20 protein-coding genes are annotated in these 25,514 nt (G+C 43.2%); 11 read left to right on the top strand and 9 right to left on the bottom strand.

From position 1 onward, the window contains the following. Window positions 1-555 precede the first annotated feature (555 nt). Entirely contained in the window at window positions 556-2,634 is a 2,079-nt protein-coding gene (prsK, locus tag C9I99_RS00805) for an XrtA/PEP-CTERM system histidine kinase PrsK (protein WP_107346948.1), read from the top strand. Then, window positions 2,616-3,956 carry a sigma 54-interacting transcriptional regulator gene (locus C9I99_RS00800; RefSeq protein WP_107346947.1) on the top strand — a complete coding sequence of 447 codons (1,341 nt, stop codon included), beginning with the start codon at window positions 2,616-2,618 and terminating at the stop codon, window positions 3,954-3,956. The genes prsK and C9I99_RS00800 overlap by 19 nt, the downstream gene beginning before the upstream one ends. 72 nt (window positions 3,957-4,028) lie before the next feature. Here C9I99_RS00800 and C9I99_RS00795 read toward each other — a convergent pair whose 3' ends face one another. From C9I99_RS00795 to C9I99_RS00775, 5 genes are read right to left on the bottom strand one after another with little or no spacing between them, the layout of a single operon-like run. Further along, window positions 4,029-5,213 (bottom strand): ExeA family protein, encoded by a 1,185-nt coding sequence (locus tag C9I99_RS00795; protein ID WP_107346946.1) that lies wholly within the window; start codon window positions 5,211-5,213, stop codon window positions 4,029-4,031. Between the two features lie 2 nt (window positions 5,214-5,215). Next, entirely contained in the window at window positions 5,216-6,667 is a 1,452-nt protein-coding gene (locus C9I99_RS00790; RefSeq protein ID WP_166645339.1) for a TIGR03016 family PEP-CTERM system-associated outer membrane protein, read from the bottom strand. Continuing rightward, complete coding sequence (locus tag C9I99_RS00785) at window positions 6,642-7,808, bottom strand: AAA family ATPase (RefSeq protein ID WP_107346944.1); 1,167 nt, start codon at window positions 7,806-7,808, stop codon at window positions 6,642-6,644. The genes C9I99_RS00790 and C9I99_RS00785 overlap by 26 nt, the downstream gene beginning before the upstream one ends. After that, window positions 7,805-9,349, bottom strand: coding sequence for an XrtA system polysaccharide chain length determinant (locus C9I99_RS00780; protein WP_107346943.1), 1,545 nt, complete (start codon window positions 9,347-9,349; stop codon window positions 7,805-7,807). Before C9I99_RS00780 ends, C9I99_RS00785 begins: the two co-directional genes overlap by 4 nt. Window positions 9,350-9,361: 12 nt before the next feature. Then, window positions 9,362-10,009, bottom strand: a complete 648-nt coding sequence (locus tag C9I99_RS00775) for an XrtA/PEP-CTERM system exopolysaccharide export protein (RefSeq protein ID WP_107346942.1) — start codon at window positions 10,007-10,009, stop codon at window positions 9,362-9,364. 173 nt (window positions 10,010-10,182) lie between these two features. Here C9I99_RS00775 and C9I99_RS00770 point away from each other — a divergent pair, with 173 nt between their 5' ends. The 9 genes from C9I99_RS00770 to C9I99_RS00730 all read left to right on the top strand — a co-directional run bounded on the left by C9I99_RS00770 (window position 10,183) and on the right by C9I99_RS00730 (window position 21,677). Continuing rightward, window positions 10,183-11,583: a TIGR03013 family XrtA/PEP-CTERM system glycosyltransferase gene (locus tag C9I99_RS00770; RefSeq protein ID WP_107347807.1), complete on the top strand. Its 1,401-nt coding sequence runs from the start codon at window positions 10,183-10,185 to the stop codon at window positions 11,581-11,583. Between the two features lie 2 nt (window positions 11,584-11,585). Then, the gene (locus C9I99_RS00765) at window positions 11,586-12,512 is read left to right on the top strand and encodes an XrtA system polysaccharide deacetylase (protein ID WP_107346941.1); all 927 of its coding nucleotides are present in this window, start codon (window positions 11,586-11,588) and stop codon (window positions 12,510-12,512) included. Next, entirely contained in the window at window positions 12,457-13,497 is a 1,041-nt protein-coding gene (locus C9I99_RS00760) for a FemAB family XrtA/PEP-CTERM system-associated protein (protein ID WP_107346940.1), read from the top strand. The genes C9I99_RS00765 and C9I99_RS00760 overlap by 56 nt, the downstream gene beginning before the upstream one ends. Window positions 13,498-13,500: 3 nt before the next feature. Continuing rightward, a complete protein-coding gene (locus C9I99_RS00755; RefSeq protein ID WP_107346939.1) occupies window positions 13,501-14,712 on the top strand; it encodes a TIGR03087 family PEP-CTERM/XrtA system glycosyltransferase in 1,212 nt (403 codons plus the stop codon). Window positions 14,713-14,735: 23 nt separating this feature from the next. Further along, on the top strand, window positions 14,736-16,154 hold the full coding sequence (gene xrtA, locus C9I99_RS00750; RefSeq protein WP_166645338.1) for an exosortase A: 1,419 nt from the start codon (window positions 14,736-14,738) through the stop codon (window positions 16,152-16,154). 55 nt (window positions 16,155-16,209) lie between these two features. After that, on the top strand, window positions 16,210-18,090 hold the full coding sequence (locus tag C9I99_RS00745; RefSeq protein WP_107346937.1) for an XrtA/PEP-CTERM system amidotransferase: 1,881 nt from the start codon (window positions 16,210-16,212) through the stop codon (window positions 18,088-18,090). 2 nt (window positions 18,091-18,092) lie between these two features. Further along, window positions 18,093-19,346, top strand: coding sequence for a glycosyltransferase family 4 protein (locus tag C9I99_RS00740; RefSeq protein ID WP_107347806.1), 1,254 nt, complete (start codon window positions 18,093-18,095; stop codon window positions 19,344-19,346). Continuing rightward, entirely contained in the window at window positions 19,343-20,509 is a 1,167-nt protein-coding gene (locus C9I99_RS00735) for a glycosyltransferase family 4 protein (protein WP_107346936.1), read from the top strand. The genes C9I99_RS00740 and C9I99_RS00735 overlap by 4 nt, the downstream gene beginning before the upstream one ends. A 64-nt stretch (window positions 20,510-20,573) precedes the next feature. Beyond that, window positions 20,574-21,677, top strand: coding sequence for a glycosyltransferase (locus C9I99_RS00730; RefSeq protein ID WP_107346935.1), 1,104 nt, complete (start codon window positions 20,574-20,576; stop codon window positions 21,675-21,677). 71 nt (window positions 21,678-21,748) lie between these two features. Here C9I99_RS00730 and C9I99_RS00725 read toward each other — a convergent pair whose 3' ends face one another. The 4 genes from C9I99_RS00725 to C9I99_RS00710 form a co-directional block, all read right to left on the bottom strand. Further along, window positions 21,749-22,474, bottom strand: a complete 726-nt coding sequence (locus C9I99_RS00725) for a nucleotidyltransferase family protein (protein ID WP_166645337.1) — start codon at window positions 22,472-22,474, stop codon at window positions 21,749-21,751. Then, window positions 22,458-23,048 carry a D-sedoheptulose 7-phosphate isomerase gene (locus C9I99_RS00720; RefSeq protein ID WP_107347805.1) on the bottom strand — a complete coding sequence of 197 codons (591 nt, stop codon included), beginning with the start codon at window positions 23,046-23,048 and terminating at the stop codon, window positions 22,458-22,460. The genes C9I99_RS00725 and C9I99_RS00720 overlap by 17 nt, the downstream gene beginning before the upstream one ends. Next, window positions 23,036-24,064 (bottom strand): GHMP family kinase ATP-binding protein, encoded by a 1,029-nt coding sequence (locus tag C9I99_RS00715; RefSeq protein WP_107346933.1) that lies wholly within the window; start codon window positions 24,062-24,064, stop codon window positions 23,036-23,038. The genes C9I99_RS00720 and C9I99_RS00715 overlap by 13 nt, the downstream gene beginning before the upstream one ends. A 65-nt stretch (window positions 24,065-24,129) precedes the next feature. Further along, complete coding sequence (locus C9I99_RS00710; RefSeq protein WP_107346932.1) at window positions 24,130-25,470, bottom strand: putative O-glycosylation ligase, exosortase A system-associated; 1,341 nt, start codon at window positions 25,468-25,470, stop codon at window positions 24,130-24,132. Window positions 25,471-25,514 lie beyond the last annotated feature (44 nt).

The raw sequence follows: 25,514 nt of genomic DNA, 5'->3' as shown, positions 1-25,514 counted from the left end.
CTAGAACTATGCAAAGACCATTATTTCCGACAACCATATCCAATCCCCTCTCGGGTATATTAATCGACAGAAACAAATATTTAACTGTAGTATTAAAACATCATACGGAAATAACCCCAACGATGGAGAATGAAATTAAAGAGGTTACTAATGGCTAAATTATGCTTGATATTTATTCTTAATCTTTTCATTATCCTGATCCTTTCCAGCATCATTTCATTCAATGCTTCCGGTATGTTGCAAGAACATTTTGGGCATGAAATAGAAGTACCTTGCGTTAACAGCAGAACCTGGACAGAGAAAGGTGCCGCCACAGTGCAGGTGCGTTATAGGTAGATACTGTTCGTTACTCGGCATCGTTACCATATCCTTCTCTCACCCATGACTTGAGCGCATAACAAAATCCGAGCCTCTAACAAGAGGCGGGCCTGTTATGCGGCAGTACCATCTCAACGTTGAGTCAAATTCACGGCTAGATAATTTGCCATGCTCATGGTGTATGATATTCGACTACGCTCTATATGGTGAGTAATAACAATTGTGTAGAGAGGTGGCATGCTAGAGCAATTCGGTTCCATTGGGTATTTTATTGCTGCTATTGGCTTTGCACTTCTGAGCACCTTGTTACTCCCAAGCTTCAACCGGAAAAACATCGCAAAAATACTCTTACTTCAGGTCTGTTTTAGCGGGTGTATCTGGTCCATTGTCAGTGGCATTAAAATACACTATGGCCATTCGGTGCTCCCTTCTCTACTGGCTGAAACCCTCTTTAACTTTACACTCACCTTGCTGCTTATTGGCACAATCATCAACAGCTCCAACCTAAAAAGTTTTTTCAAACATCGTCTAATTTGGCTATCAATTGCTATCGGTGTAATCGGTATACTCGAGGTTTCTCGGCTTTTTTATCCACTATTGAGCCAAAAGGGCTTTTTCCTACTCCATCTCGTCCAGGCAACAATCGGCTTATGGTTGGTTGAAGGCCTCTACCGTCACCAATACCCCGAAAGCATGTACCAAGGTATTAAGCCGCTATGCCTCGGGCTAGGACTCATCTTTGGTTACAACTTTGCTTTTTACGCGGATGCTTTCCTCACTAATGCATTTGCCAGCACGTACTGGCAAGGACGCGGATGGCTGATCAGCGCATCCATTCCTTTCATTGCATTCGCTTCGCGCCGTATCCCTGAATGGGGAAGCCGAGTGTATATTTCGCGGGATGTCGTCTTCCACAGTACGCTAACACTCGCAGCAGGACTTTACCTGCTAATGATGTCAATCACCGGCTTTTACATTAAATCGTTTGGCTCTGATTGGGCAAATGTCGTGCAAATACTCTTTATGTCATTCAGCGGGTTGATCCTCGCGGGGCTGTTCTTCTCTGAGCTGCTGAGGAAAAAACTTAAGGTCTTTATTGCTAAACATTTTTTTGCGAATAAGTACGAATACCGTGAGGAGTGGATGACCTTTTACTCGGCCATGGAAAATAGTCAACAATCACCGTATTCACGAGCGCTCGCGGCAATAGTCGGCCCTTTTGATTGTGATTATGGCGTACTCATTATCCAACAGCAGGGTGTTTACACAGTTGTTGCCAGCATCAACTGTGAGCCGAAAGAGGATGAACTGGCTCCACTGCTTGATTTACTGGGGGAACCTGTCGTTGATCATGGTTGGGTATCGGAACTCGATAAATTAGCAGCAGGGGAAGAAACACCTCCTTTTCATGTCGAGCGAAAGGAACTCCCCCTCCCCTGCCAGTTCTCGTTAATGATCCCCTTGTCTTTATACGATGGGTCTCATGGCCTGTTTTTGCTCTCACGTCCACGCTCTACCAACAAGATAAATTGGGAAGACCGTGATTTGATGAAAGCTCTCAGCAGCCAAATTAGCATCTACCTCACGATGTACGAAGCCAATAACAAGCTGGCCATCAACAAGCAGTTTGATGCATTCAATAAGATGTCATCGTTCCTTGTTCACGATCTTAAAAATGTACTAACGCAACTACAGTTACTTAATCAAAATGCACCACGCCATAAAGACAACCCTGAATTTATTGATGACGCGTTTGAAACCATTGATTCGGCAACTGGCCGCCTCGCTGCCGTCTTAAGCCAGTTGCAACATAAACGCTTAGAACAAGATGAAAGCGAATGGTTTGATCTGACTAAGGTAATAAAAGAAGCTTGTTCACAGAGGATGATACAGCCCCCTATCCCGACATTTAACGGTAATAACAACGAGCCAATTCACCTTAGGGCCAATAGGGAGCGATTTAAAAATGTCGTCAACCATCTAATACAAAATGCTCAGGATGCAACACCAATAGATGGAAAGGTCTGCATATCTCTGAATGTAATGCCGGAACGTTTTACTATAATTATTTCTGACACTGGACATGGCATGAGTCAAAATTTCATAAAGCACCGGCTTTTTAAACCATTCGACAGTACCAAAGGCAACGCCGGAATGGGACTTGGAGCCTACGATGCCAAAGTACTTGTTAACCAACTAGGCGGCTCGATAAACGTCGACTCCGCTTTAAAGACAGGGACAAGATTTAGCTTGACGTTTCCCTTTAACAAAAACGTATCCATAACAAGAGACAACGCATGGACACATTGCTCATAATCGAAGACGATATTGGAATTCAAAAACAGCTCAAATGGCATTTAACCGATTATAACCTTATTTTTGCAACGACTCGCCAAGAAGGCATTACAGCCTTACGTCGGTTTGAGCCCAAAGTCGTTACATTGGATCTTGGCCTGCCACCCGATCAAACCAATGCCTCTGAAGGATTACAGACACTAAAAGAAATCCTCAGCCTAAATCCTGATACAAAAGTCATCGTTATTACCGGCAACGATAATAAAAAGTACGCCCTCAAAGCCATTGAAGATGGTGCTCACGACTACTACCAGAAGCCCATTGATAGCAATATACTGAACGTCATTATCGATAGAGCTTTTAAGCTCGCCAAGCTAGAGCTTGAAAGTTTGAAGCAACAGCAGAATCACAATATCAGCGGTATAATCGGTTGCTCCGAACAAGTACAGGGGATCAACCAAACCATAAAGCGTGCAGCCTTGGAGAATAATTCGATATTAATCGTCGGAGAGCCCGGTACCGGAAAAAAAACGGTAAGCCATAAGATACACATGCAAAGCCAGCGCTGTGATCACCCTATCATTGTTTTCAAATGTGCTTTATTCAAGCCAGACGCCATCGAATCGCATTTGTTTGGAGATGACATCGATGGGTCAACAAAGGGGGTACTAGAAGAGGCTAATAATGGAACCATCGTCATTGACGAAGTTAGCTTGCTACCTCTTAGATCTCAACTACGCTTATTGCAGTTTCTTCGAACCAAAATAATCACTTACAGTAACAGAGATGTAAAATTAACCGTGAGTGTCAAAGTAATTTGCACCAGTAAATACATTTTGGAAGAAAAAGTTAATGACAATACATTTATTTCCGAGCTGTATTTACGCCTTAGCTTGAGTAGAATTATTGTTCCCGCTCTTCGCGAGCGAAGCGAAGATATTCTAATATTAGCGCAAGATTTTCTACAGCAAGAAAGAGCAAATAATAAATGCAGGGTCAATGGGTTTTCTAATGATGCCATCCAATCTCTGTGTCACTATCATTGGCCTGGTAATTTAACCGAACTCAATGCCACGATAAAATCAGCAATCAGGTGTTCTAGAGGAAAACTTATTACTAAAAAGGATTTATCTTTTACTGACAAAAAAGATCAAGATGATACATTACCGGTACTTAGCCTTCGTTCCGCTCGTGAAAATGTTGAAAGGAAAGCTATATTGCAAGCTGTTACAATTAGCAATGGAAATATATCTAAAGCGGCAGGTCTACTTGGAATTACTCGTCCAACACTTTATACCTTAGTTGAAAAGCATGGGATTTCACTCGGTAAAATACAAACTTGACTCACTAAATAAACAACAGGGTGGCTATTATCCACCCTGTTATATTAATATAGCTAAAAACACCCTCTGTGTTTATTTTACATCAGCATCGTTCAAGATGTTTTCATCCAATTGTTTTCCTCTAATTACATTTGCTGCCTCACGACGTTTTTTTGTAATCATTTTTTCAAAATGCTGAATAGTCGCAAGCTTCCGCACAATAACCTTATCTAAAACATCACTGACCAAATCTAGCGTTTTGAGCACCTTTTCAACATCAGCATCAACATCACTTTGCTTGGTAGAAAGCGAATCAAATACCAGCTCAATACTTTGCTCTGGCTGATTATCCTCAGAATGCGATGAATCAGATGTATCAGATGTATCAGATGTATTAACTGAACGTGTACTATCAACAAATTCATTGCTTGTCGTGCTAGAATTATCATCGGCAATAATAGAAGATGAAAGTTCATTGCGCATATCCAATATCACATCATTAATAACACGTTTATTTATACATTGTATCTCGCTAAGGAAAGAGTAAAGTAATACACGCTCCATTAACAAATTAATTCTTCTAGGTATACCCGCCGTTTGCTGCTTTATCATTGAATATATTGCACCGTCTAATACGGGTGTTCCCCGCCAACCAGCAACGGTGAGGCGACATACAATATACTCTTTTATTTCATTAATATTAAATGGCTTTAGCTTACAGGATGCTATAATCCTCTGCCTAAATTGTTCCATTTTCGGCAGACGGATCATTGTTTCAAGCTCATCATGACCAAACAAAATAAACTGAACCAATGCGGTATTATCGACTTGATAATTTGAGAGCATTCGCAACTCTTCTAGTCGTTCAGGTGTTAGGTGATGTGCTTCATCTATAATAATCAGGGATCGAATATTTTTGCAATGCAACTCACTAAAGTAGTTTTCCAACCGCCTCAATATCTCAGGCTTATTCAAGCCTTGAACGGGTAACCCATAATTTAAAGCTATCAACTCTAATAAATCATATGAAGCAAGTGCTGCTGTACTTATCTGAATAACAGCCGTGGTATCCTCGTCAATAGCACTGATCAAGTTTCTTGCAACTAGACTTTTCCCTGCACCGGATGGGCCAGTAACAACAATAAACCCATCACCACGCTCAAACCCATAGTGCAGATATGACATTGCTTTTTTGTGATGTGAACTAGCGTAAAAGAAACGTGTATCTGGAGTGAGCTTAAACGGCTTATCATTAAGGCCAAAAAATGATTCATACATAGTTACCACTCCATCCTGACATCTAGTGAAATACGATTCTCATCATAATCACGGCTATTTATATTAGATTTACGACTATCATGCACATACTTTACTGTACTGAAAACATTTCGGTAGATTTTATAACTACTAGAAAGTACAAAATACCAATAGTCATCCTCTTGATTCTGATCTACTGTGCGATTAAAACGATATTGGCTGTAAGATATTTCACCTGACAGTTCTAACTTTCGAGATAACTCATAACTAGAAAGCAAAGTAGCACCAATACCTGTTTCATCTTGACGCGAACTATTACCTTTTAGAGGCTCTTGTTCATGGTAAAATAATTTAAAGCCATATGTTTCACGCCTCCCTGTTAACTCAGTCAACCACTCAAGTCGACGATTCAGTGTAAACACCTCAATATCTTCATCGCTACTATAAAACTCACGTTGGAAGTTATTGGTAGCTTCCGTGTAACTGATTGTGTTGACTGTTCTCCTCGAACGGTGGATCAGGGTAAAATCATAGGCATCCCCAAAGTAGCGCTTATCATATGAGAAATTGATGAGAAGCCTGGGCGATGGTTCTAATTTGAATCTCCCTCCAACAAAATTGGATATATCACCTTTTTCGACAAAATTATAACTAAGTTCAAAAAACGAATTTTGAGTTAAAAAGTATCGAACACCGGGTCCCCAACTGAAAGTCTCTTCGGTATCCTGGTAGCTGACCCCTTCATAATTCTCATAATTCATCCGTACAAGTGGGGATATTTTACTAATCGTCTGAAAGCCCAGTGAGCCCTTAAAATAACTTCTCTCCGTTACTGTATCATCTTGACGATCTGTCTTTTTATCATATAAAGCATTGGACTCCCAGAATAATTGCTTCTGATTTAAACCATTAGAAAAATTCAACGTTGTGCCATAACCTTTATAATTACCAATATCATCTTCATTATCGGTTATGATACCATACCCTCTAACATTTAAATCGATATCCTTCCTCGGATTAGTTGTAAAGCTCAATCCAATTTCCGCATTTTTACTTTCAACAGTATTGTTTGAGATAATATTAGCATTGGCATTATTATCATTAGATTCTGCAATATTCAATATGGTCGCAGTTGCATCCACTTTCAGTCCAGTATTGGCCACTTTTTTATCTGCAAATAATAACAAGCTTTGATATGTGTCATTTTCATCCGAGCTATGGCTGTAAAGTAACTGTTCGATATCATAATTAAATATAAATGATGCATCGTTTCTAATTAATTGGCTGTACATGCCTGCCTCAATAGAACTCACGACACTTGATTTGTTATTTTCAGCTGACTGATAGACATCATCAGTATATAAAACACCAGTTTCAACATAAGGGTGAAACCAGGTCTCTTCCGCAAAAGAACATCCAGTCCATATGATGGTAAAATAAATCACATAATTAAGTTTTTGATATCTTTTTATCATAGCCATATCCATATCGACTATACGTTCCGCCTATTGTTTTATTAACAATAAACCCTATTTTTAATTCATCATCCAGCTCTGAAACAACTTGTTCAATATCTGATAACTTTGTCTTAGAGTGTTGAACAACTACAACGACTTGACCAACTAATTTAGAAACAGTGACCGTTTCTACAACACCAAGTAACGACGGACAATCAAATATTATCACCCTATCACTATACCTATGGGATAGCTCCTCAGAGAGATCCCGCATTTTGACACTTGCTAACAACTCATTACTCAGGTGGTGCTCTGCGCCTGCTGGTAATATTTTTAAATTCAATATATTGGTATTATATATGACATCACCAATATCATTGACATCACCCAGTAGGTAATCTATCAAACCTATTTGGTTATCTACACCTAAAAAGTCACACAGACTTGGGTTATGTATATTTGCATCGACTAAAAGTATTGTATGATTTTTTTCAGAAGCAATAGATAATGCCATATTAACGGCTGAAAAGGTTTTTCCTTCACCAGGATTGACACTGGTGACCATTAAAAGGTTAGAATTTGGCAGCTCATCAGTCGCCATTTGCTGAATATTTGCGAGTATTTTATGTTTAACTAAGCGGTACTCATAGGTAATAGCAGGGTTAGCTTGGTCATCTTCGTGAGATACCATTCCTCGCTCCTTGAATGCCTTCAAGTCTATGTACAGCATTTCACTGGGTAATCTTTTTTTTACCTCTGTACTCTTACTCGGAGTATGACTCTCTTCTTTGGCAAGAACGTTATCATAGCTATTTTCCTTAAGTTGTTCATTGCCACTGCGATACTCTGATGAAACAAGAGATTTATCTCTTTGCTCTAACGAATCAATAACTTTTTCAGTTGGCTCTTGAATGAATTTACTGCTAACGTCATGACTTATATTTTCAATATGTCGGGGGATATTCTCACTTTTCTGAGGTGTTGAACTTTTGATACATTTATTATTTACTCCAACCCGTTCATGATAAGCAGCCAATTTATTTAATAACGAATTATCATCATGTTGTGAAGTATTTGTACGACTCTCAGAGAGATCATCCCTTCGTGCGTTGTTTGTTTTTCCACTGTCTTTATCGAACGCATTTTCAATAATACTCATAATACCTCCTTAATTTTCAGCACTAAAAGCTGCACAATGGACATACTATTTACGATATAAAATACAACAAACAACGCTAATAATAACAAACCATGATAAATAACATTGGCGATTTGACTACGCATGTAACCATTGGATCCAGACAATCCGATTGTAGATACTTCCCCATAAACCGGCATTTCAATATTACGCACCAGCTGGTTTGATGAATACACGACAGGCCATACCTGACTAACTGAAAAGGCAAGAGAAAAACCTACACCAACCGACAGGACAAGCACCGATATCAGCAATAATGGTCGATTGGGACCAGAGGGCAGACGAGGAGACATAGGGGGATCTATAATCTGAAATGATATTTGGTCTGACTTTGTATCCACATCTTGAGAGATCAATGCCGATTCACGCCTTTCGAGTAACAAGTGATATTGCTCTTTCGTTACTTCATAATTGCGCATTAAACTCGTTAGCTGTGCTTCAACCTTAGGCATTTTCAATAACTTGCTATTCACCTCTTCCAATTTATCTAATAAACTAGTTTCACGTGCTGTTAACGATGCAATTTTATTTTCGAAATGACTGATAGTCATTTTAATTTCTTGCTGCATTGGGCTATCTGGTTTGGATACGCGCCCACCGCTAATCACTGAGGTTCGCTCATCAAGTAACAAATTAATTTGTCGACGTGTTTCTTTTACATCTGGGTGTTTTTCAGTGTAACGGAACAACAGCTCATCCAACCTTGCTTGTAACGTCTCAAGACGTATATCAAACTCAGTTTTAATCGATGAAAACTGACTTGAATTAACTCTCGTTTCATTCCTCAGTTGCTTCCTTGCAGACGCCAATGCAGAAAGCGCTTCTTTCCGTTCCAGACGAGTTTCTTCTATCTCATATTTAAGACTCTCAGCCTTGAGTGTATAACTGTGCTCAGACCCCGACACATAACCTGAATTCAATCGCTTAAACTCGGCAAGTTCGTTCTCTGACTTAAGAAGACGCTCTTCATACAGTGCGAGTTGGGAAGCTAAGAATTCATGAGCATTTCTCGTATCTTCCTTTTTATGCCCAACAGCATTTTCAACAAAAACATCAAGTGCGGCTTGAACGACATCTTTCACGTATTTAGGATCAGTACCGAAATAACTGATGGTAAATAGATTCTCTTCCCCTGCCGATCTAATAGTAATATTTGTTTTCAACTCTTCAAGCAAATCATCGTACTCATCAGTCGTATCTACCTTCAAGTCAGCCTCGCTATATCTTGCTATGGTTTCAAGGTTTTTACGGCTCAACAATGTTTTTACCATCAACTGCAGCTCTTGGCTTGGATCAGTATTGATTGCAATACCTTTTAGTAATGGCTTTAGTATTGTTCTTGTATCTGCATACACGCGCGCTTCAGACGTGTATTCGTTTGGCAATAATGTGATCATCGCCCAACCACTGAGACATAGAATCCACATAGCCATTATTGCCAAACGACGTTTAAACCAAATACCCTGAAGGTACTGCTGCAATAACTCAAGTTGCTCCTTCATAAAACACCTATGTTAGAACCAAGACTCCGGAATGATAATGATATCGCCCGGTAAAATATCGACATTAGCTCGAATATCTCCGTCTCTAACTAAGTCACCGATTTGTATTGCATATTCTTTTTGTTGACTGTTCACTACCCGAATCAGCCTAGCATCATTACCATCGGCATATTCCGTCAGTCCACCAACGGCAACCATTACATCAAGCAAAGTCATATTTTCACGATAACTAATTGCTTGCGGCTGTGATGCTTCTCCTATCACTCTCACCTGTTCGCTATATGGCCCAACAAAATCTGCAACCATCACAGTGACGATAGGATCACGTATGTACTCAGCCAGGTGCGCTTCAATACTACGAGCCAATTCGGTTGGTGTTCGACCAGACGCAGGGATATCTTCAACCAAAGATGTTGAGATCATTCCATCAGGGCGAACCGTATAACTACCGGTTATTTCAGAATTCCCCCACACAAAGACGGTAAGGTTATCACCAGGACCAATTAAATAGCTGTAATCATTGATATTTTTTGTTAATGACGCATGTGGTGTCGCAACTGGCAGTGATGATAAATTGCTTGATGAACACCCTATCATGCTGCCTGATAATAATGATACCAAAACAAATAGTTGCGTTGTTACCGATCCACATTTAATCATACTCAGTATCCCTTCTGATTCTTTCCAATGAATGCATTACACAGATTCTACTTTCTAACTATATACCAATTTTTTGTTTAGCAAATTTTTTCAACTTAAATTTTTCAACTACACTCTTAAAACCAAATTTGTCGTAATTATACGCCCCGCAGTGGAAGAAAATTGTAATGATAATGAGAAAATCAAAATTTCACGATCTAAATATAAGTAGTGCAACATTGATTTTTACTGATTTAATTGTGCTTAGTGTGGTTTTCTACTTTTTCCATAAAATAAGCAATGCAAGCATCTCAAACAATCAAGAAGTTATGAAATATCTCGTTATAACCACCCAATACATCTTTTTTACAATGCCGACTCAACTAACTATTCTTGCCGTAGGTTTATACAATGAAAAGATACGCGAAAACTTCAATGGTATTATTGTCCGACTTTCTGTTGCTTTTTTATTATCGTATTTATTTTCTTTAACCTTATCTCTTATCTCCTCATCAATCTATTTCTCCAGCCAGCCCATTGAACTTCTCTATATTACAGCTTTTACCGCTATCGTTGTGACCCGATTCATTGCAGTTAGTTGTAAATATGAGCACATGGGAAAGCGACGTATACTACTACTGGGGCATGGGAAGCGTGCAAATTTAATAAGCAGTACAATGCGCCGTGCAACTGACCGCGTTAATTTTGAAATCGTTGGTTATGTTAAATTTGCTGGAGATAATGTTGTTGATGATAGGAATATTAAGCAAATAAATCTTTCTGTTCCCCTCGAAAAATATATAATTGAAGAGAATATTGACGAAGTTGTGATCGCATTAGATGAGCGTCGTAATAACTTGCCCAGTGAAAGTCTTTTCTACTGCAAGTTGCACGACATCCAAATTACTGATGTGATTGATTTTATTGAACGAGAGACAGGGCAAATTGCCGTTAACCATATCTATCCGTCCTTTATACTTTACAATAAAAAAAGTAGCGACAACTGGGTGTTCAATTTTTTTAAGTGGATCTTCAATAGTTTTATCGGATTAATAATTCTATCAGTAACTTGGCCGATAATCATACTGACTATAATCTGTATAAAAATTGAAGACGGGCTAAGAGCGCCTGTATTTTACACTCAGAAACGTGTTGGACTTAAAGGGAAGGTTTTCTCAATTTGTAAGTTCAGAAGTATGGTTGTAGATGCCGAACTATCTGGCGAGCAAATGTCCGGAAAGTCAGACTCACGAATCACACGTGTTGGGCGCATTATTCGTAAATATCGCATAGACGAACTACCTCAGTTATTCAATATATTTATTGGCAATATGAGTTTTGTCGGACCTCGCCCCGAAAGGCCCCAATTTACCAAACAATTTGAAGATTCTATTCCCTTCTATTCACACCGCCATAATGTCAAACCAGGACTAACAGGCTGGGCACAACTCAAGTACCCTTATGGTGATGGCCTTAACGATGCGAGGGAAAAGTTAAAGTTTGATCTTTATTACATCAAACATCGCAGCCTCATTCTCGATATTCTCATTCTTATTAGGACATCAGAGATTGTTATCTTTGGTAAAGGACGTTGATTATGATTAATCACTCTGAATCTCCTCTAGGACAAATCACAAATGCAATGACAATTGACGTCGAGGACTATTTCCATGTGGCAGCCCTCTCCTCTGTTATTTCCCGCAATGAGTGGGGGAGGAAATATCCCGTTCGAGTAGAGGCAAGCACACACCGCATTTTACAAATACTTAATGAAAATGGTGTTCATGCCACATTTTTTGTACTGGGTTGGGTCGCAGAGAAGTGTCCACAACTGGTTAAGGCCATTGCTGCTGAAGGGCATGAAATTGCCAGCCATGGTTTTGCCCATCAGCCAGCCAATAAACAGAGCCAAAGTACATTTCATGCTGATGTCGCCCGCTCTAAAAACATGCTGGAAGATCTGACCAGTCAGGCCGTTTATGGCTATCGCGCCCCAAGTTTTTCTATTGACCACTCCAATCCCTGGGCCTTTGAGACTTTACATAAATTGGGATTTATATACTCAAGCAGTACTTACCCTGTAAATCATGACCACTATGGCGCTCCCGATTGGCCGCGATTTAAATATCAACGTCGCGAAGGAATCATCGAAATCCCGATTCCAACCTTAACCAAGCTCGGTCAGAATATTCCGATCGGAGGTGGGGGATATTTCAGGTTTTATCCCTATAAATTAAGCCGCTACCTGATCCGCTCCTTCCATAAGCAGACCGGTCAGCCCTATAGTTTCTACTTCCACCCGTGGGAGATAGATCCTGGACAGCCGAAAGTGGCAAATATATCAAGAAAATCCCAGTTCCGGCATTACCTCAACCTTAACCGCATGGAGCGACGCCTCAATCGGTTATTGCAGGATTTTAAATGGAATTCGATGAACACGGTTTATCAACTACAAAGGCATGAAGGCAATGCAAAATCTAACAATACGGAAACTAACTCCAAACGAATACCCATTATGGGATAACTACGTCGATAATCATCCAGAAGGTAGTTTTTTCCATCTTTCGGGTTGGCTTGATGTTATTCACTCGGTGTTTGGCCATAAGCATCATTATCTATTGGCAGAGCAAGACACCGAATTAGTGGGGATCTTGCCTTTATTTGAGCAAAAGAGCTGGATATTTGGCCATGCTCTTATTTCAACGCCATTTTGTGTCTACGGCGGTGTGCTGTCAGATAACACATCTGTACGGGAAAGGCTCGAAACCGCTGCGTATGATTTAGGGTGCCAACTGAGTGTCGACTATGTTGAACTCAGAGACAAAAAACCTGTCGAGATGCAAGCCCCGTGGGTAACCCATTGCCATCATGCCTCTTTTCACAGCCCACTGCCTACGGATCCTGATGCTATCCTCACCACCGTCAAGCGAAAGCAACGGGCAGTGATTCGTCACTCACAAAAAAGCCAACTTCAGTGGGATAACAGTGACAATCCACGAGAGTGCTTCGATTTGTATGCTGAAAGTGTCCGTAATTTGGGCACCCCTGTTTTTTCCAGCAAACTTTTTACGGCGTTAAAAGACACATTTGGTGATCGCTGCGAGACGTTGATCATACAAGACAAAGAACATCGCCCGGTCTCTGGTGTAATGAGTTTTTACTATAAAAATCAAGTACTACCCTACTACGGCGGTGGGAAATACGAATCTCGAGAGTTAAAAAGCAATGATTTTATGTACTTTCAACTAATGCACATTGCCCACGAAAAGGGCATTACACATTTTGATTTCGGCCGCAGTAAAGTCAATTCAGGCTCATATAAATACAAGAAGCATTGGGGGATGACTGAAGTACCGTTGCATTACCGCGTTGCATTGGTAAAAGCCAAGTCGCTTCCTAACCTTTCCCCCAATAACCCCAAGTACAAGTATTTCATTAAACTCTGGCAAAAACTTCCAGTGAAGCTAAGCCAGACAATGGGGCCTTTTTTGTCAAAATATCTAGGGTGAACTATGAAAGAGCCTCTGCTATATCTGTGCCACCGGATCCCATTCCCTCCGAACAAAGGGGATAAAATCACAACCTTCAATATTTTGAAGTTTCTCAGCCGCCATTATGACATCCACCTCGGCTGCTTTATCGATGATAGGTACGATGATCGCTACGAACATCAAGTGGCACATTTCTGTGCAAGCTACACGCTAATCCCTCTATCGAGGACATACAGCAAAATAAAGAGCCTAACGGCACTGCTTAGCGGTGACCCTATTACGCTCCCTTTCTATCATCGCCGTTCGATGCAGCAGTGGGTCAATGCTACTATCGCAACATATAAGATCAACAAAGCCTTCATTTATTCCGGTTGTATGGCCCAATATGTCATTAATCCCCCCCGACCATTGCATACCGTGATGCATTTTGCCGATATCGATTCAGATAAATGGCGGCAGTATGCACTAAAAACCGGTGGGATAATGAAGGCTATTTACCAGCGTGAACACAAAACCTTGGCGGACTATGAAAAGGCCGTTGCGCAGGCATTCAACGTAAGCTGCTTTGTTACGCAAACGGAAACCGATACCTTTAAATCCATGCTGGAACCCGCGTTACAAGATAAAATCCTGCCGCTAGAAAATGGCTTAGATAACCATTTCTTTTCGCCCAATGCAGAAATGCACCTCAGTGAACCCTATCCGCTCACCGAAGAGAATTACATCGTATTCACAGGTGCGATGGACTATTGGGCAAATGCTGACGCAGTGAAATGGTTTGCTCAGCATGTATGGCCAAAGGTTCATCAGACCCAACCCGATGCCAAGCTCTATCTTGTGGGGAGTAGCCCTGGACAAGACGTTATGGCACTTTCAAGCCTGCCCGGCATTATCGTTACAGGCCGCGTTGAGGATGTTCGTCCTTACTTAAAATATGCCAAGGCAGCAATTGCTCCGATGCGAATAGCCCGTGGCGTTCAGAATAAGATGCTGGAAGCGATGGCCATGGCTAAACCAATAATCGTCTCATCATTGACCATTCAAGGAATGGATAGCTGCCCATCAGGCAATCTTGTTGTTTCGGACGATCCCGCGGATATTGCCAATTGGCTAATCACTAAGCTGGAGCAAAATCCGATCAATGCCTTAGAGCTACGCCAATGGGTCGAACAACGCTACTGCTGGGATGCCAAGCTGAGCCCTTTACTCAGTTACCTCAATCAGCCGTACTGAATAAAAGCAAGGATAGACGAGTAATGGGAAAAAATAAGACAGTGCTGTTCATACTTCCAATAGTCAGCTGGGGTCTGCTCTATAACCAAGCATTCTTAGACATGATTTCAATATGGAGTACATCAAAAACCTATGAGCATGGGTTTTTCATTATCCCAATTTGTCTGTGGGTCGCCTGGCTGCAGCGTCGCCAATTTTTCGCGCAACCTCACGACATTGCATGGTGGCCCATTTTCCTGCTACCTCTACCAAACCTGTTGTGGCTTGTCGGGTATGCCGCTGATCTTGCCTTATTCGAGCATATCGCGGCAATTACCAGTTTACAGCTTATGCTATGGGCATTATTAGGCACGCCACGCGCTAGAGTCATGTGGTTCCCCATTTGCTATCTCATTTATTGCGTCCCTTTCGGTGAGCAACTCATCGCACCGCTCCAAGAAATCACGGCCGAGCTGGCTATCACCTTTTTGGGCCTCATGAATATTCCGGCTTATCATGAAGGTCTGTCCATCACTATTCCCAATGGGCATTTTTATGTCGCTGAAGCCTGTTCGGGTATTCGCTTTCTGATTTCCAGTCTGGCAATAGGTTGTCTATTTGCCTACTTCCAATTTACTAAAGTCTGGAAGCGTATTGCGTTTATGGGATTTTCTTTTATCTTTCCCATCATCGCTAATGGTATCCGGGCAACAGGTATTATTTTAATCGGTTACTTCACCGATATGGCACATGCAACCGGCGCAGATCATCTTGTTTACGGATGGGTCTTTTTCAGCATCGTTATTGTCTGCATCTTTCTGGTCGCCAACCGTTTTGCTGACCCCTTACCTGACTCAGCCAACCCCTCGGCAACCTCCCAGCCAATCAGTGCCCCCCCCATCAAGGCCGTCGGTCTAGTCAGCGCTCTTCTGCTCAGCTTCGCATTGTGGGGGAAAAGTATCAGCTTGTCTGAACAGGTTATCTTGGCAACCACACCCATGCTCAGTGACAGTCAACCTACCGACCACTCAACATGGGGGATCACCTTCCCCCATGCATCAAGATCACAATCAGCCGTTAACCGCGAAACAGACACCTATTTCTACACTGCGCGCTATTCCCTTTGGCAAAATAAAGGTGAGCTTATCAGCAGTGAAAACACCTTATTTGACAAAGATGTCTGGTCCGTAGGCCAAAGCATACCGCTCGAACTTGACACTCAAACCCAAGCTAACAGCCTCTCTCTTACCAGCAAGACGGGGAAGAAAATACAGCTCGTGTATTGGTACTGTGTTAATCGCTTTTGTAGTCATGACCCAATAACAATCAAACTTTTCCAAGCTGGACTACTGATCACCGGCGGCCAAGGCCATGCCGATGTTTTCGCTATTACCAGTCACGATCCCAACATCGCCAAACAGCAAGCTAGGCGATGGCTGTTAGAAAGCAACACGAACCCATAACGCTAAAAATCATCATTTCCGTAACAAAAAGCGGTAACTACAGGGAGTTGAAACTATGTGTGGCATTTCCGGCGTATTCAACCTGCATCAACCTCATACCATTGAGCCGGCGTTAATTCGCAAAATCAGCCGCCTTCAAAGCCATCGAGGACCTGATGATGAAGGATATTACTTTGACGACTACACTGCACTGGCACACAACCGTCTATCTATCATTGATTTAGCCGGGGGCCATCAGCCATTATTCAACGAAGATAACAGTGTTGTGGTTGTCTTCAACGGTGAGATCTACAACTTCAAAGAGCTTGCGGACGAACTGGTTGCATTAGGCCACCAATTTCGTACCCTCAGCGATACTGAAGTCATCGTCCATGCCTGGGAGTCTTGGGGCGCAGAGTGCATCAAACGGTTTCGTGGTATGTTTGCATTTGCACTTTGGGACATAAAGGCTCGGACGCTATTCATCGGCCGAGACAGGCTGGGGAAAAAACCGTTGTATTATACGGTAACCCGCCACGGGCAGTTCTTGTTTGCTTCTGAGCTCAAGGTTCTGCTCGCTCACCCCGATGTCGACAAGCACCTTCGCCCTGAAATGGCCGAAGAATTCTTCATGTATGGTTATATTCCAGATCCCTATAGTGCCTACCGACAGATCTTCAAGCTACAGCCCGGCTTTTCACTCACTCTCCAGCCCGGTAGCCCTGTTAGTCCGCGTCAATACTGGGATTTACGCGCACCGGAACAAACCCTCAGCTGGGAACAAACCCAACAAACTTTAGTGGAAAAACTCAAAGAAGCCATTGATATTCGGTTAATCGCTGATGTTCCTCTCGGTGCCTTTCTCTCTGGCGGTGTAGACTCCAGTGCTATCGTCTCGCTGATGTCGGAACTCCAGAGTGATCCGGTAAATACCTGCGCTATTGGATTTGACGAGCAAGAGTATGACGAAAGCGATTATGCCCAGCAGATAGCCGATCGCTACCAAACACAACACTTACAACAAATTGTTAGCCCGCATGATATTAGTCTGATTGATAGACTTGCCGGTATCTATGATGAACCTTACGCAGACAGTTCAGCCCTTCCGACCTATAAAGTCTGCCAATTAGCTAGCCAGCGGGTCAAAGTGGCGCTGTCAGGTGATGGTGGCGACGAAATATTCGGGGGCTACCGCCGACACCGCATGCACCTTGCCGAGGAAAAGTGGCGTAATGCAATTCCCCGCCGGATCCGCAAACCGCTGTTTGGCTCACTCGGCCACCTATACCCCAAAGCAGACTGGGCACCCCGTCACTTCAGGGCGAAAACCACGTTCCAATCCTTAGCGATGGATATGGTTCAAGGCTATGCTAATTCAATTTCTAAGCTGCGCGATGATGAAAGGAAGCATTTATTCAGCCACCAATACCAGCGGCAGCTCAATGGCTATAACGGTATCGAGATCCTTCATCAACATGCCCGCCACCTCCCCACGGATGACCCACTCAAGCAGATCCAGTACCTCGATATCAAAACATGGTTGGCGGGTGATATTCTCACTAAAGTAGACCGTGCCAGCATGGCTAACTCCCTTGAAGTCAGGGCACCACTGCTCGACCATGAATTTGTTGAATGGGCATTCAGTATTGATAGCGGTGACAATATCAGACACAACGAGGGAAAATATGCCTTCAAGAAGTCTCTTGAATCCCATGTCAGCAACGACATTCTCTATCGCCCCAAAATGGGCTTTAGCATGCCCATTTCCCACTGGTTCCGAACCAGTTTGAAGCCTAGCCTGCACAAACATGTTCTTTCTGAGTCAATGTTTGACAGTGGCTTTTTCAATGTGGACTGGCTGGAAAAAATGGTTCACGAGCACCAGCACGGTTACCGCGATCATGGTGCCTCCCTATGGTGCCTGCTGATGTTTTCTCAATTTATGGTGAGACAATAAACATGAAGCTACTAACTATCACCACGCTTTATCCCAACGCGGCAGATCCCAAACATGGGATATTTGTCGAGAACAGGCTGCGTCAACTCCGTCACCATCACCCTGATGTAGAGTGTACTGTAATAGCCCCCGTCCCTTGGTTCCCATTTCGCCATCGTGTTTTTGGCCAGTACGCTCAATTCGCATCCGTACCGAGAGTCGAACAGCGATATGGTATCAAGGTTTACCATCCTCGCTACACCGTTATACCCAAGATTGGAATGGAGTTGACACCTCATACATTAGAAGCGTGTTTGAGAAAACAAATCAACGCGCTAAAGCAAGAAGGGCTTGAGTTTGATTTAATTGATGGGCATTACTTTTTCCCTGATGGGGTTGCCATCGCCAATATTGCCAAACAGCTCAATAAGCCATTTACGGTTACTGCACGTGGAACGGACATTAATTTAATCCCGCAATATCCACGTCCGCTGCACCAAATTAAACAGGTGTTACAACACAGCAGCCACAACCTTGCTGTGTGTGAGGCCCTGCGCCAGACCATGATCAAACACGGGGCCGATCCAGCTAAAACCACTACAGCTCGTAACGGTGTTGATTTGGCCTTATTTCACTTGACCGAACAAAAGAATCAACATGCGCTCAGAGAAAAACTGGGCTTACCTAGCCAGGGGCGCATATTTATGTCTGTCGGTTTATTGATCGAGCGAAAGGGGCATCACCTGGTTATCGAGGCCATGGCAGCACACCCTGACGCCCACTTGCTGATTGCCGGCAGTGGACCGAACCTCAACAACCTCAAGCAATTGACCCGCAAGCTACACCTGAATGAGCGTGTCACCTTTCTGGGTGCGCTGAATCAATCAGAATTAGCCCGCTATTTCGGTGCAAGCGATCTCTCTATCTTAGCTTCCAACCGCGAGGGATGGGCCAATGTACTGCTCGAATCTATGGCCTGCGGCACGCCTGTTGTCGCGACCAACATTTGGGGTACACCGGAAGTCGTCAAAACCGCCGATGCTGGCCTGTTAGTCGAGCGAGATAGCAAGAGTATCGCTAAAGGGATTGGAGAACTCCTTGCCCACCTACCCGACAGACAGGCTACTCGCCGCTATGCCGAGCAGTTTTCTTGGGATGAGACGTCCCACCTTCTCTACCAGTTGTTCACACAATTGGTTTCGCCACCTCACCTTTCGATGCCTCCTCAATCACAGCGGTTGGTCACTCCCCACGCAGACAAGGAAACACAACTATGAAGATCCTCTACCACCACCGTGTTGCGTCACGCGACGGTCAATTCGTCCACATTGAAGCAATCATTAATGCGCTGGAAGCGCAGGGGCACGAGGTAATTGTAGTGGCACCGACGATCAGCGAACAGACCGAGTTTGGTGACAACGGTGGCTGGGTATCCACGTTACGACGCCGCCTACCCGGCGCTATCGCTGAGTTGATGGAGTTTGGCTATAGCTTCTACGACTTTATGCTGCTTTACCGGGCAATAAAAAGGCATCGTCCCGATGCTATCTATGAGCGCTATAATCTTTTTTTACCTTCAGGTATATGGGCAAAAAAACTCTTCAGGCTACCGCTATTACTCGAGGTCAATTCACCACTGTATCAAGAACGCCATGACTATACTGGTATCCATTTGCCGATGCTGGCTCGATGGTCTGAATATTACACTTGGCGCAATGCCGACCATGTTTTGCCGGTCAGCCACGTGCTGGCTGATTATGTGTATCAGGCCGGCGTCGGCCCAGATCAAGTCACTATTATCCCCAATGGGATCGACCCGGCACATTTCAACACTCGTAGACAACCTGAACGGATGGCACCGTTTCGGGATAAAACGGTGATCGGTTTTGTCGGTTTTTGCCGAGAATGGCACCAGTTGGACCAAGTCATCACAAGGCTAGCCAGCCTCAACAATCCCAACGTGCATTTACTGATCATTGGAGATGGTCCGGTGCTTGATGATCTGAGAAAAACGGCTCAACAACTGAACATAGAAGCACAAACTCATATCATTGGTTTGATCCCTCGCGATCAAATGCCAAACTGGCTAGCGCAAGTCGATATTGCCTTACAGCCTGCCGTCACGCCCTGGTGCTCACCTCTCAAGCTCATTGAATATTTGGCCTCGGGTAAAGCGATTGTCGCCCCCGACGCTCCCAACATCAAAGAATTAGTCAGCGATAACCACAATGCCCTATTGTTCGAAAATGGCAATATGGACAGCATGTTAAATGCTATTGAGCGAATTATTGATGACGCAGCACTACGTGTGCAACTCCAACATGCGGCAAGCCAGACAATCGATGACAAACAGCTAACCTGGGATTGCAACGGGGAAAAAATTATTCACCTGTTCACTGAAATAAGCACGGGCAAACAGCTGGCAACCGAACATATATAAAACGTTGTACTTCACTAATAGCTTGGCAGCAGAAGAAACGTAATCGGCATGGAGAACGCACGCAATGCCCCAGTCACTGACTCATATTGTTCACATCGTTCATGGGTTCCACATCGGCGGGTTAGAGAAGCTGATTGTTAACTGCATCAACCAAATGGGGGATGGTTACCGCCACACGATTATAAGCCTTACCACAGTTGGGAATATTATTGAGCAAATCACCCCACAAGTCACAACCATTGCGCTTAATAAGCCTCCAGGCAACAGCCTCCGAATTCATTACCGCTTATTTAAGCAACTTCGCCAATTACAACCTGATGTGGTCCAAACATATAACCTCGCCACCATTGAATACCAGTGCGTGGCAGCCTTGGCCCGGGTCCCCGTACGGATTCATGCTGAACATGGCCGAGACAGCTATGACCCGAATGGGGCAGTCAAAAAGTACCGTTACTTACGTAAGATCTGCGCTGCTTGGATACATCAAATTGTCGCAGTCTCAGACGACTTATATTCCTGGCTAGCCCATGATGTCGGTATCAATCCGAAAAAGCTTATATTGATTCGAAACGGTATCAACACCCACTATTTTCAGCCAACACTCAAGCCCAGCACGGCTGCTGTCTTTACATTTGGTCATGTTGCCAGACTGCAAAGTATCAAAAACCAACCGATGCTCATCGCTGCCTACCAAGAAGCCTGTCACCGTAGCCCTATGTTTTCAGCCCATACCCAGTTAGTACTGGTCGGTGATGGCGATCAGCGCCCAGAACTTGAGCGGCTTGCAGCCAACACTAACAGTAATTGCCGCATTATTTTTGCTGGCAGCCAGACTAATGTACGCCATTATTATGGCCTCTTTAATGCGTTCGTTCTGTCATCTATTGCAGAGGGCATTCCCCTCACCCTCCTCGAATCTATGTCAATGGGTATACCACATATAGTGACCAAGGTTGGGGGAATTGGCGAAGTGATCGTCGAAGGACATACCGGTGTCAGTATTCCATCCCAAAACCAGGCAGCATTGACCGATGCCTTTTTGCAGTTCTACCATCAAAAATCGGAATTAACAGCGATGGGGCAAGCTGCTCGCGCGAGGATTGAACAGAATTTTAGCGAGTTTGCGATGGTTGGTGAGTATAAGAAACTGTATCAGTGTAGCGCCTAGTGCTGTTTGTCATAAAGTATCAAACAATGAAAAGCCGACGGCATGTCGGCTTTTTCATTGTTAATCAAACGCTATTGCTCGACGGCGTCATGCTGACGAAAGTAGTCATTCGCGAGCATATAGTCATCAACGATACCAATATCAATAAAGTAACTATCAGAAATTTGAGTCGTTATTTTTATATTACGACTTTCGGCCTGTTCAAGAAAAGTCATTTCAAACGAAAACTTCTCCAAGCCGCATCCTGCAACCAACGAAGTACTAAACAAGTAGATCCCGGCATTGATATACCCAGAGCGACTATGCTTTTTCTCGATAAAATCCGTCACCTCTCCCTGAGAGTTGACTTGAGCCGTACCATACCGCCCCGTATCATGCAGATACTTGGTTACCATTACAATATCAACATCGGGAAGCTGCCTGATCATACCGCTTAGATCAAACTTACAATAACTGTCACCGTTCACAACCAACAAGTTCGTGTGCTCGAGGTTAAGCTGCCTAATCGCATTAACGATAGCCCCGCCGGTTCCTAATGGCTTTTCTTCAACGCTGTATTCTATCGGTACACCTCGATACACAGGGCCGATATGCGCTTGTATTACCTCCCGCAAGTAGGAGACGGCCAAGACAATTTTAGAGATCTCTTGCTCGACCAGATTATCCAGTATCCGCTCGATAAAAGGTCGTCCGGCAACCTCCACCATTGGCTTGGGCTGATCCCGCGTCATCGCACCGAGTCGAGTGCCAAGCCCACCGCAAAGCACGATGGCAACAACCTCATCTTCGATACTCATGGAAATACTCCTTCTCCACATAACCGCAAATCATGTGACCAATAAGAATATGTGACTCCTGAACTCGCGGCGTATCCCCGGATGGCACCGCTATACAGAGATCGCTGCATGATTGAATGTCACCACCTTGACCGGCTAAACCGACCGCGGTAATCCCATGCTGACGGGCATAAGTCATTGCATTGATGATATTGGGCGAATTACCGGAAGTCGTGATACCAATGAAAATATCACCAGGTTGCCCATTTGCCTGTAGCTGACGTTCAAATAGCTTATCAAACCCATAATCATTACCGATCGCAGTTAAAATTGATGTATCGGTTGTTAATGCCATTGAAGGCAACCCTGGGCGATCAAAATGAAAGCGACTAACAAACTCTGCGGCGATATGTTGCGCATCGGCGGCACTTCCTCCATTGCCAGCCAAAATAACCTTATTTCCCCGCTGATAAGCAGCTAAGCAGAGATCAGCAACCTCCGTAATTGTTGCTAAGACATCGGGACTATCAAGCAAACGCTGCTTCACCGCTATAGAATCAGCCACACTGCTTTGAAAATACGTTAAACTTTCCATGATTGCGTGCCTTCTTGAGTAAATTTAAAAGAGCGAATTTCCCCTTCGAGATCAGCTAATGCCGACTCGACGGCGATTCGCCTGAGCGGATCAACGAATATCATCATGAAGCCCCCACCACCGGCACCCGAAATTTTGAGCGATTTCGCCCCCGCACTCATAGCGCGATCTTCGATTTGATCAATCAACGGAGTGGAGATAGACGGTGAGGTCGCTTTTTTTGCGACCCATGATTGATAAAACAACTCTGACATTCCAGAAATATCAGAGTGAAGTAATCGCTCTTTCATTTCGAACGCCAACTGCTTCACTTCATGCATCGCTTGTAGTGGTTTGTCTGTATTATCATTGGTATTTTTTACTTGCTCATCGATAATCTTGGCCGAAGATCGAGAGACACCAGTGAAATAAAGGATAAGTTGGGATTCCAACTCATTCAGAATGGAACGGCGTATCCGCAAAGGATTCACTAAGACGCGATTTTGATCATAAAACTCCATGAAGTTAAAACCACCGAAGGTTGTCGCGTACTGATCTTGTTTTCCGCCGGATAACTGGCAATCGACACGCTCGATATCATAAGCCAGACGGGCAATATCATACTCACCCAATGGTAAATTCAACAACTTCTGATAGGCACTGATCATCGTAACAGCTAGCGTAGATGACGACCCCAACCCACTGCCTGGCGGCGCATCACAATGGGTATAGACAGTCACTGGAAGCGGGTTGCCATGATTGTAGTCAGCAATCACTCGGTTATATACCGCTTTGTGGAGCAGCAACTTATCATCCAATGGTAAGAGACCCGTTAAATTTGAATGATACTGTTCATCGATATCCTGCGCGTAGAAACTGACCCCCGGCTTTAAAGAATTCAATTCAATCGTACAGTGTGCATACATATCAATCGTCGCATTCAGGATACAGCCACCATACTTATCACAATAGGGAGAAAGGTCCGTCCCTCCCCCTGCTAAACCCAAGCGCAACGGTGATCGCGATCTCACTCTCATTATTAGTTCCTATTCGTTAAAATAATTGAACACACAATGTAACTGGTTTAATTAATGTCGCTCATCTATGCATGGCTTTTTCTAATACGCCTCTCTTTAGGTTTACAACTCTGTTCTTTTTTAATTACTGCAAGACTCTCCCTGACGGATATATCGAGGGATATGATGATCGCAATTAATGCCCAAAAAATTTCAGCATATGGAAGAGACAGTGCAGCTCCGGCGACTGAAAAAGCAACCAATGAAACTCTGAACATCTTTGCTAATTGGTATTGCCACTCTAATCTTTCTATATCTTTTATCTTTCTCATTATATTCATAAGCGTTAGGAATGCGGTTGCTAGAATTAACATAAACAGCCCTAATCCAACGAACCCATGATCACCAAGTACCTGAAAATAGATACTGTGAGCAGCCCAAGCCTTCTCGCCAGGCTCTGGAGATTCAATAAAGGATAATTTGTAGAAATTCGGGGCAATAGAGCGCCAGACATAACCCACTTCGACTGACCGGAAACCCGCACCAAGCAACGGCCTCTCCATCGCCATCAAGGTATACATCTTCCACGATTTCACCCGAATCATGAACGACCCGTCATCCTTGGCGGTATCAATGCTCTCCATTCGGTTATACCACTTATCAGTGAGGATCAACGAAGCCAATCCTGCCACGACGGCAAAGGCAATAACAGTCAACGCTTTTCGCTTAGTCGTAAGCAGAAAATATAAAGCCACACACACTAAACCAATAAAGCCACCACGAGATGCCGTACCTAACACAGACAAGATACTCAATACCAAGGTGATAAGCAGAAACGGCCGTATTTTTGATCCTTTATACTGAGAAAGAAGATAAATGTTTAATGGCAGGACCATATCAAGCGCTAAGGCAAAGTGATTGTTATCGGAAAGAATATTATTATCTGGCCCTTTAATATGATGAGAACCGCCAGAAGCAATAAACTTCAAACCTTCGATGGCTCCCATCACTCCCAGAGAAAGAACAAAAACCATTAGTATATAATTAAAGTGAACTTTACTTCTTATTATTAAGACAATGAACAGCATCAATAGCATTATCTTGGAAAATTTCTGCCATTCTAACCATACCTTCTCCTCTATTCCTAGCGAATAGAAAGTAGTAATAGTAAAATGCATGTAAATCAGTAAAACTGTAAATAAAAGAAAATTAATACTAAATTTACTTTTATTTCTATCAAATAAGTAAACTATAACAGTAACGACAACCAAGATCGTTTGAAAGCTAATACCATGGGCAAAGCTATATAACCAATAAGCAGGCACGAACAATCCAGCCCATAGCCATAAGGATACCGAGATATATGATCGCCTGAATGCAAACACCATCAAACAAGCAAAAAAGATGACAAATACAATATCCCTCATTAAGAATCCTTGTCATCCTCATTAATAGACATTTTGGTATACAC

It is taken from the genome of Photobacterium lutimaris (genome assembly GCF_003025555.1).
Classification (GTDB): domain Bacteria; phylum Pseudomonadota; class Gammaproteobacteria; order Enterobacterales; family Vibrionaceae; genus Photobacterium; species Photobacterium lutimaris.
Note: the sequence above shows the minus strand (reverse complement) of the source record. Positions and strands in the feature narration are given on the sequence as shown.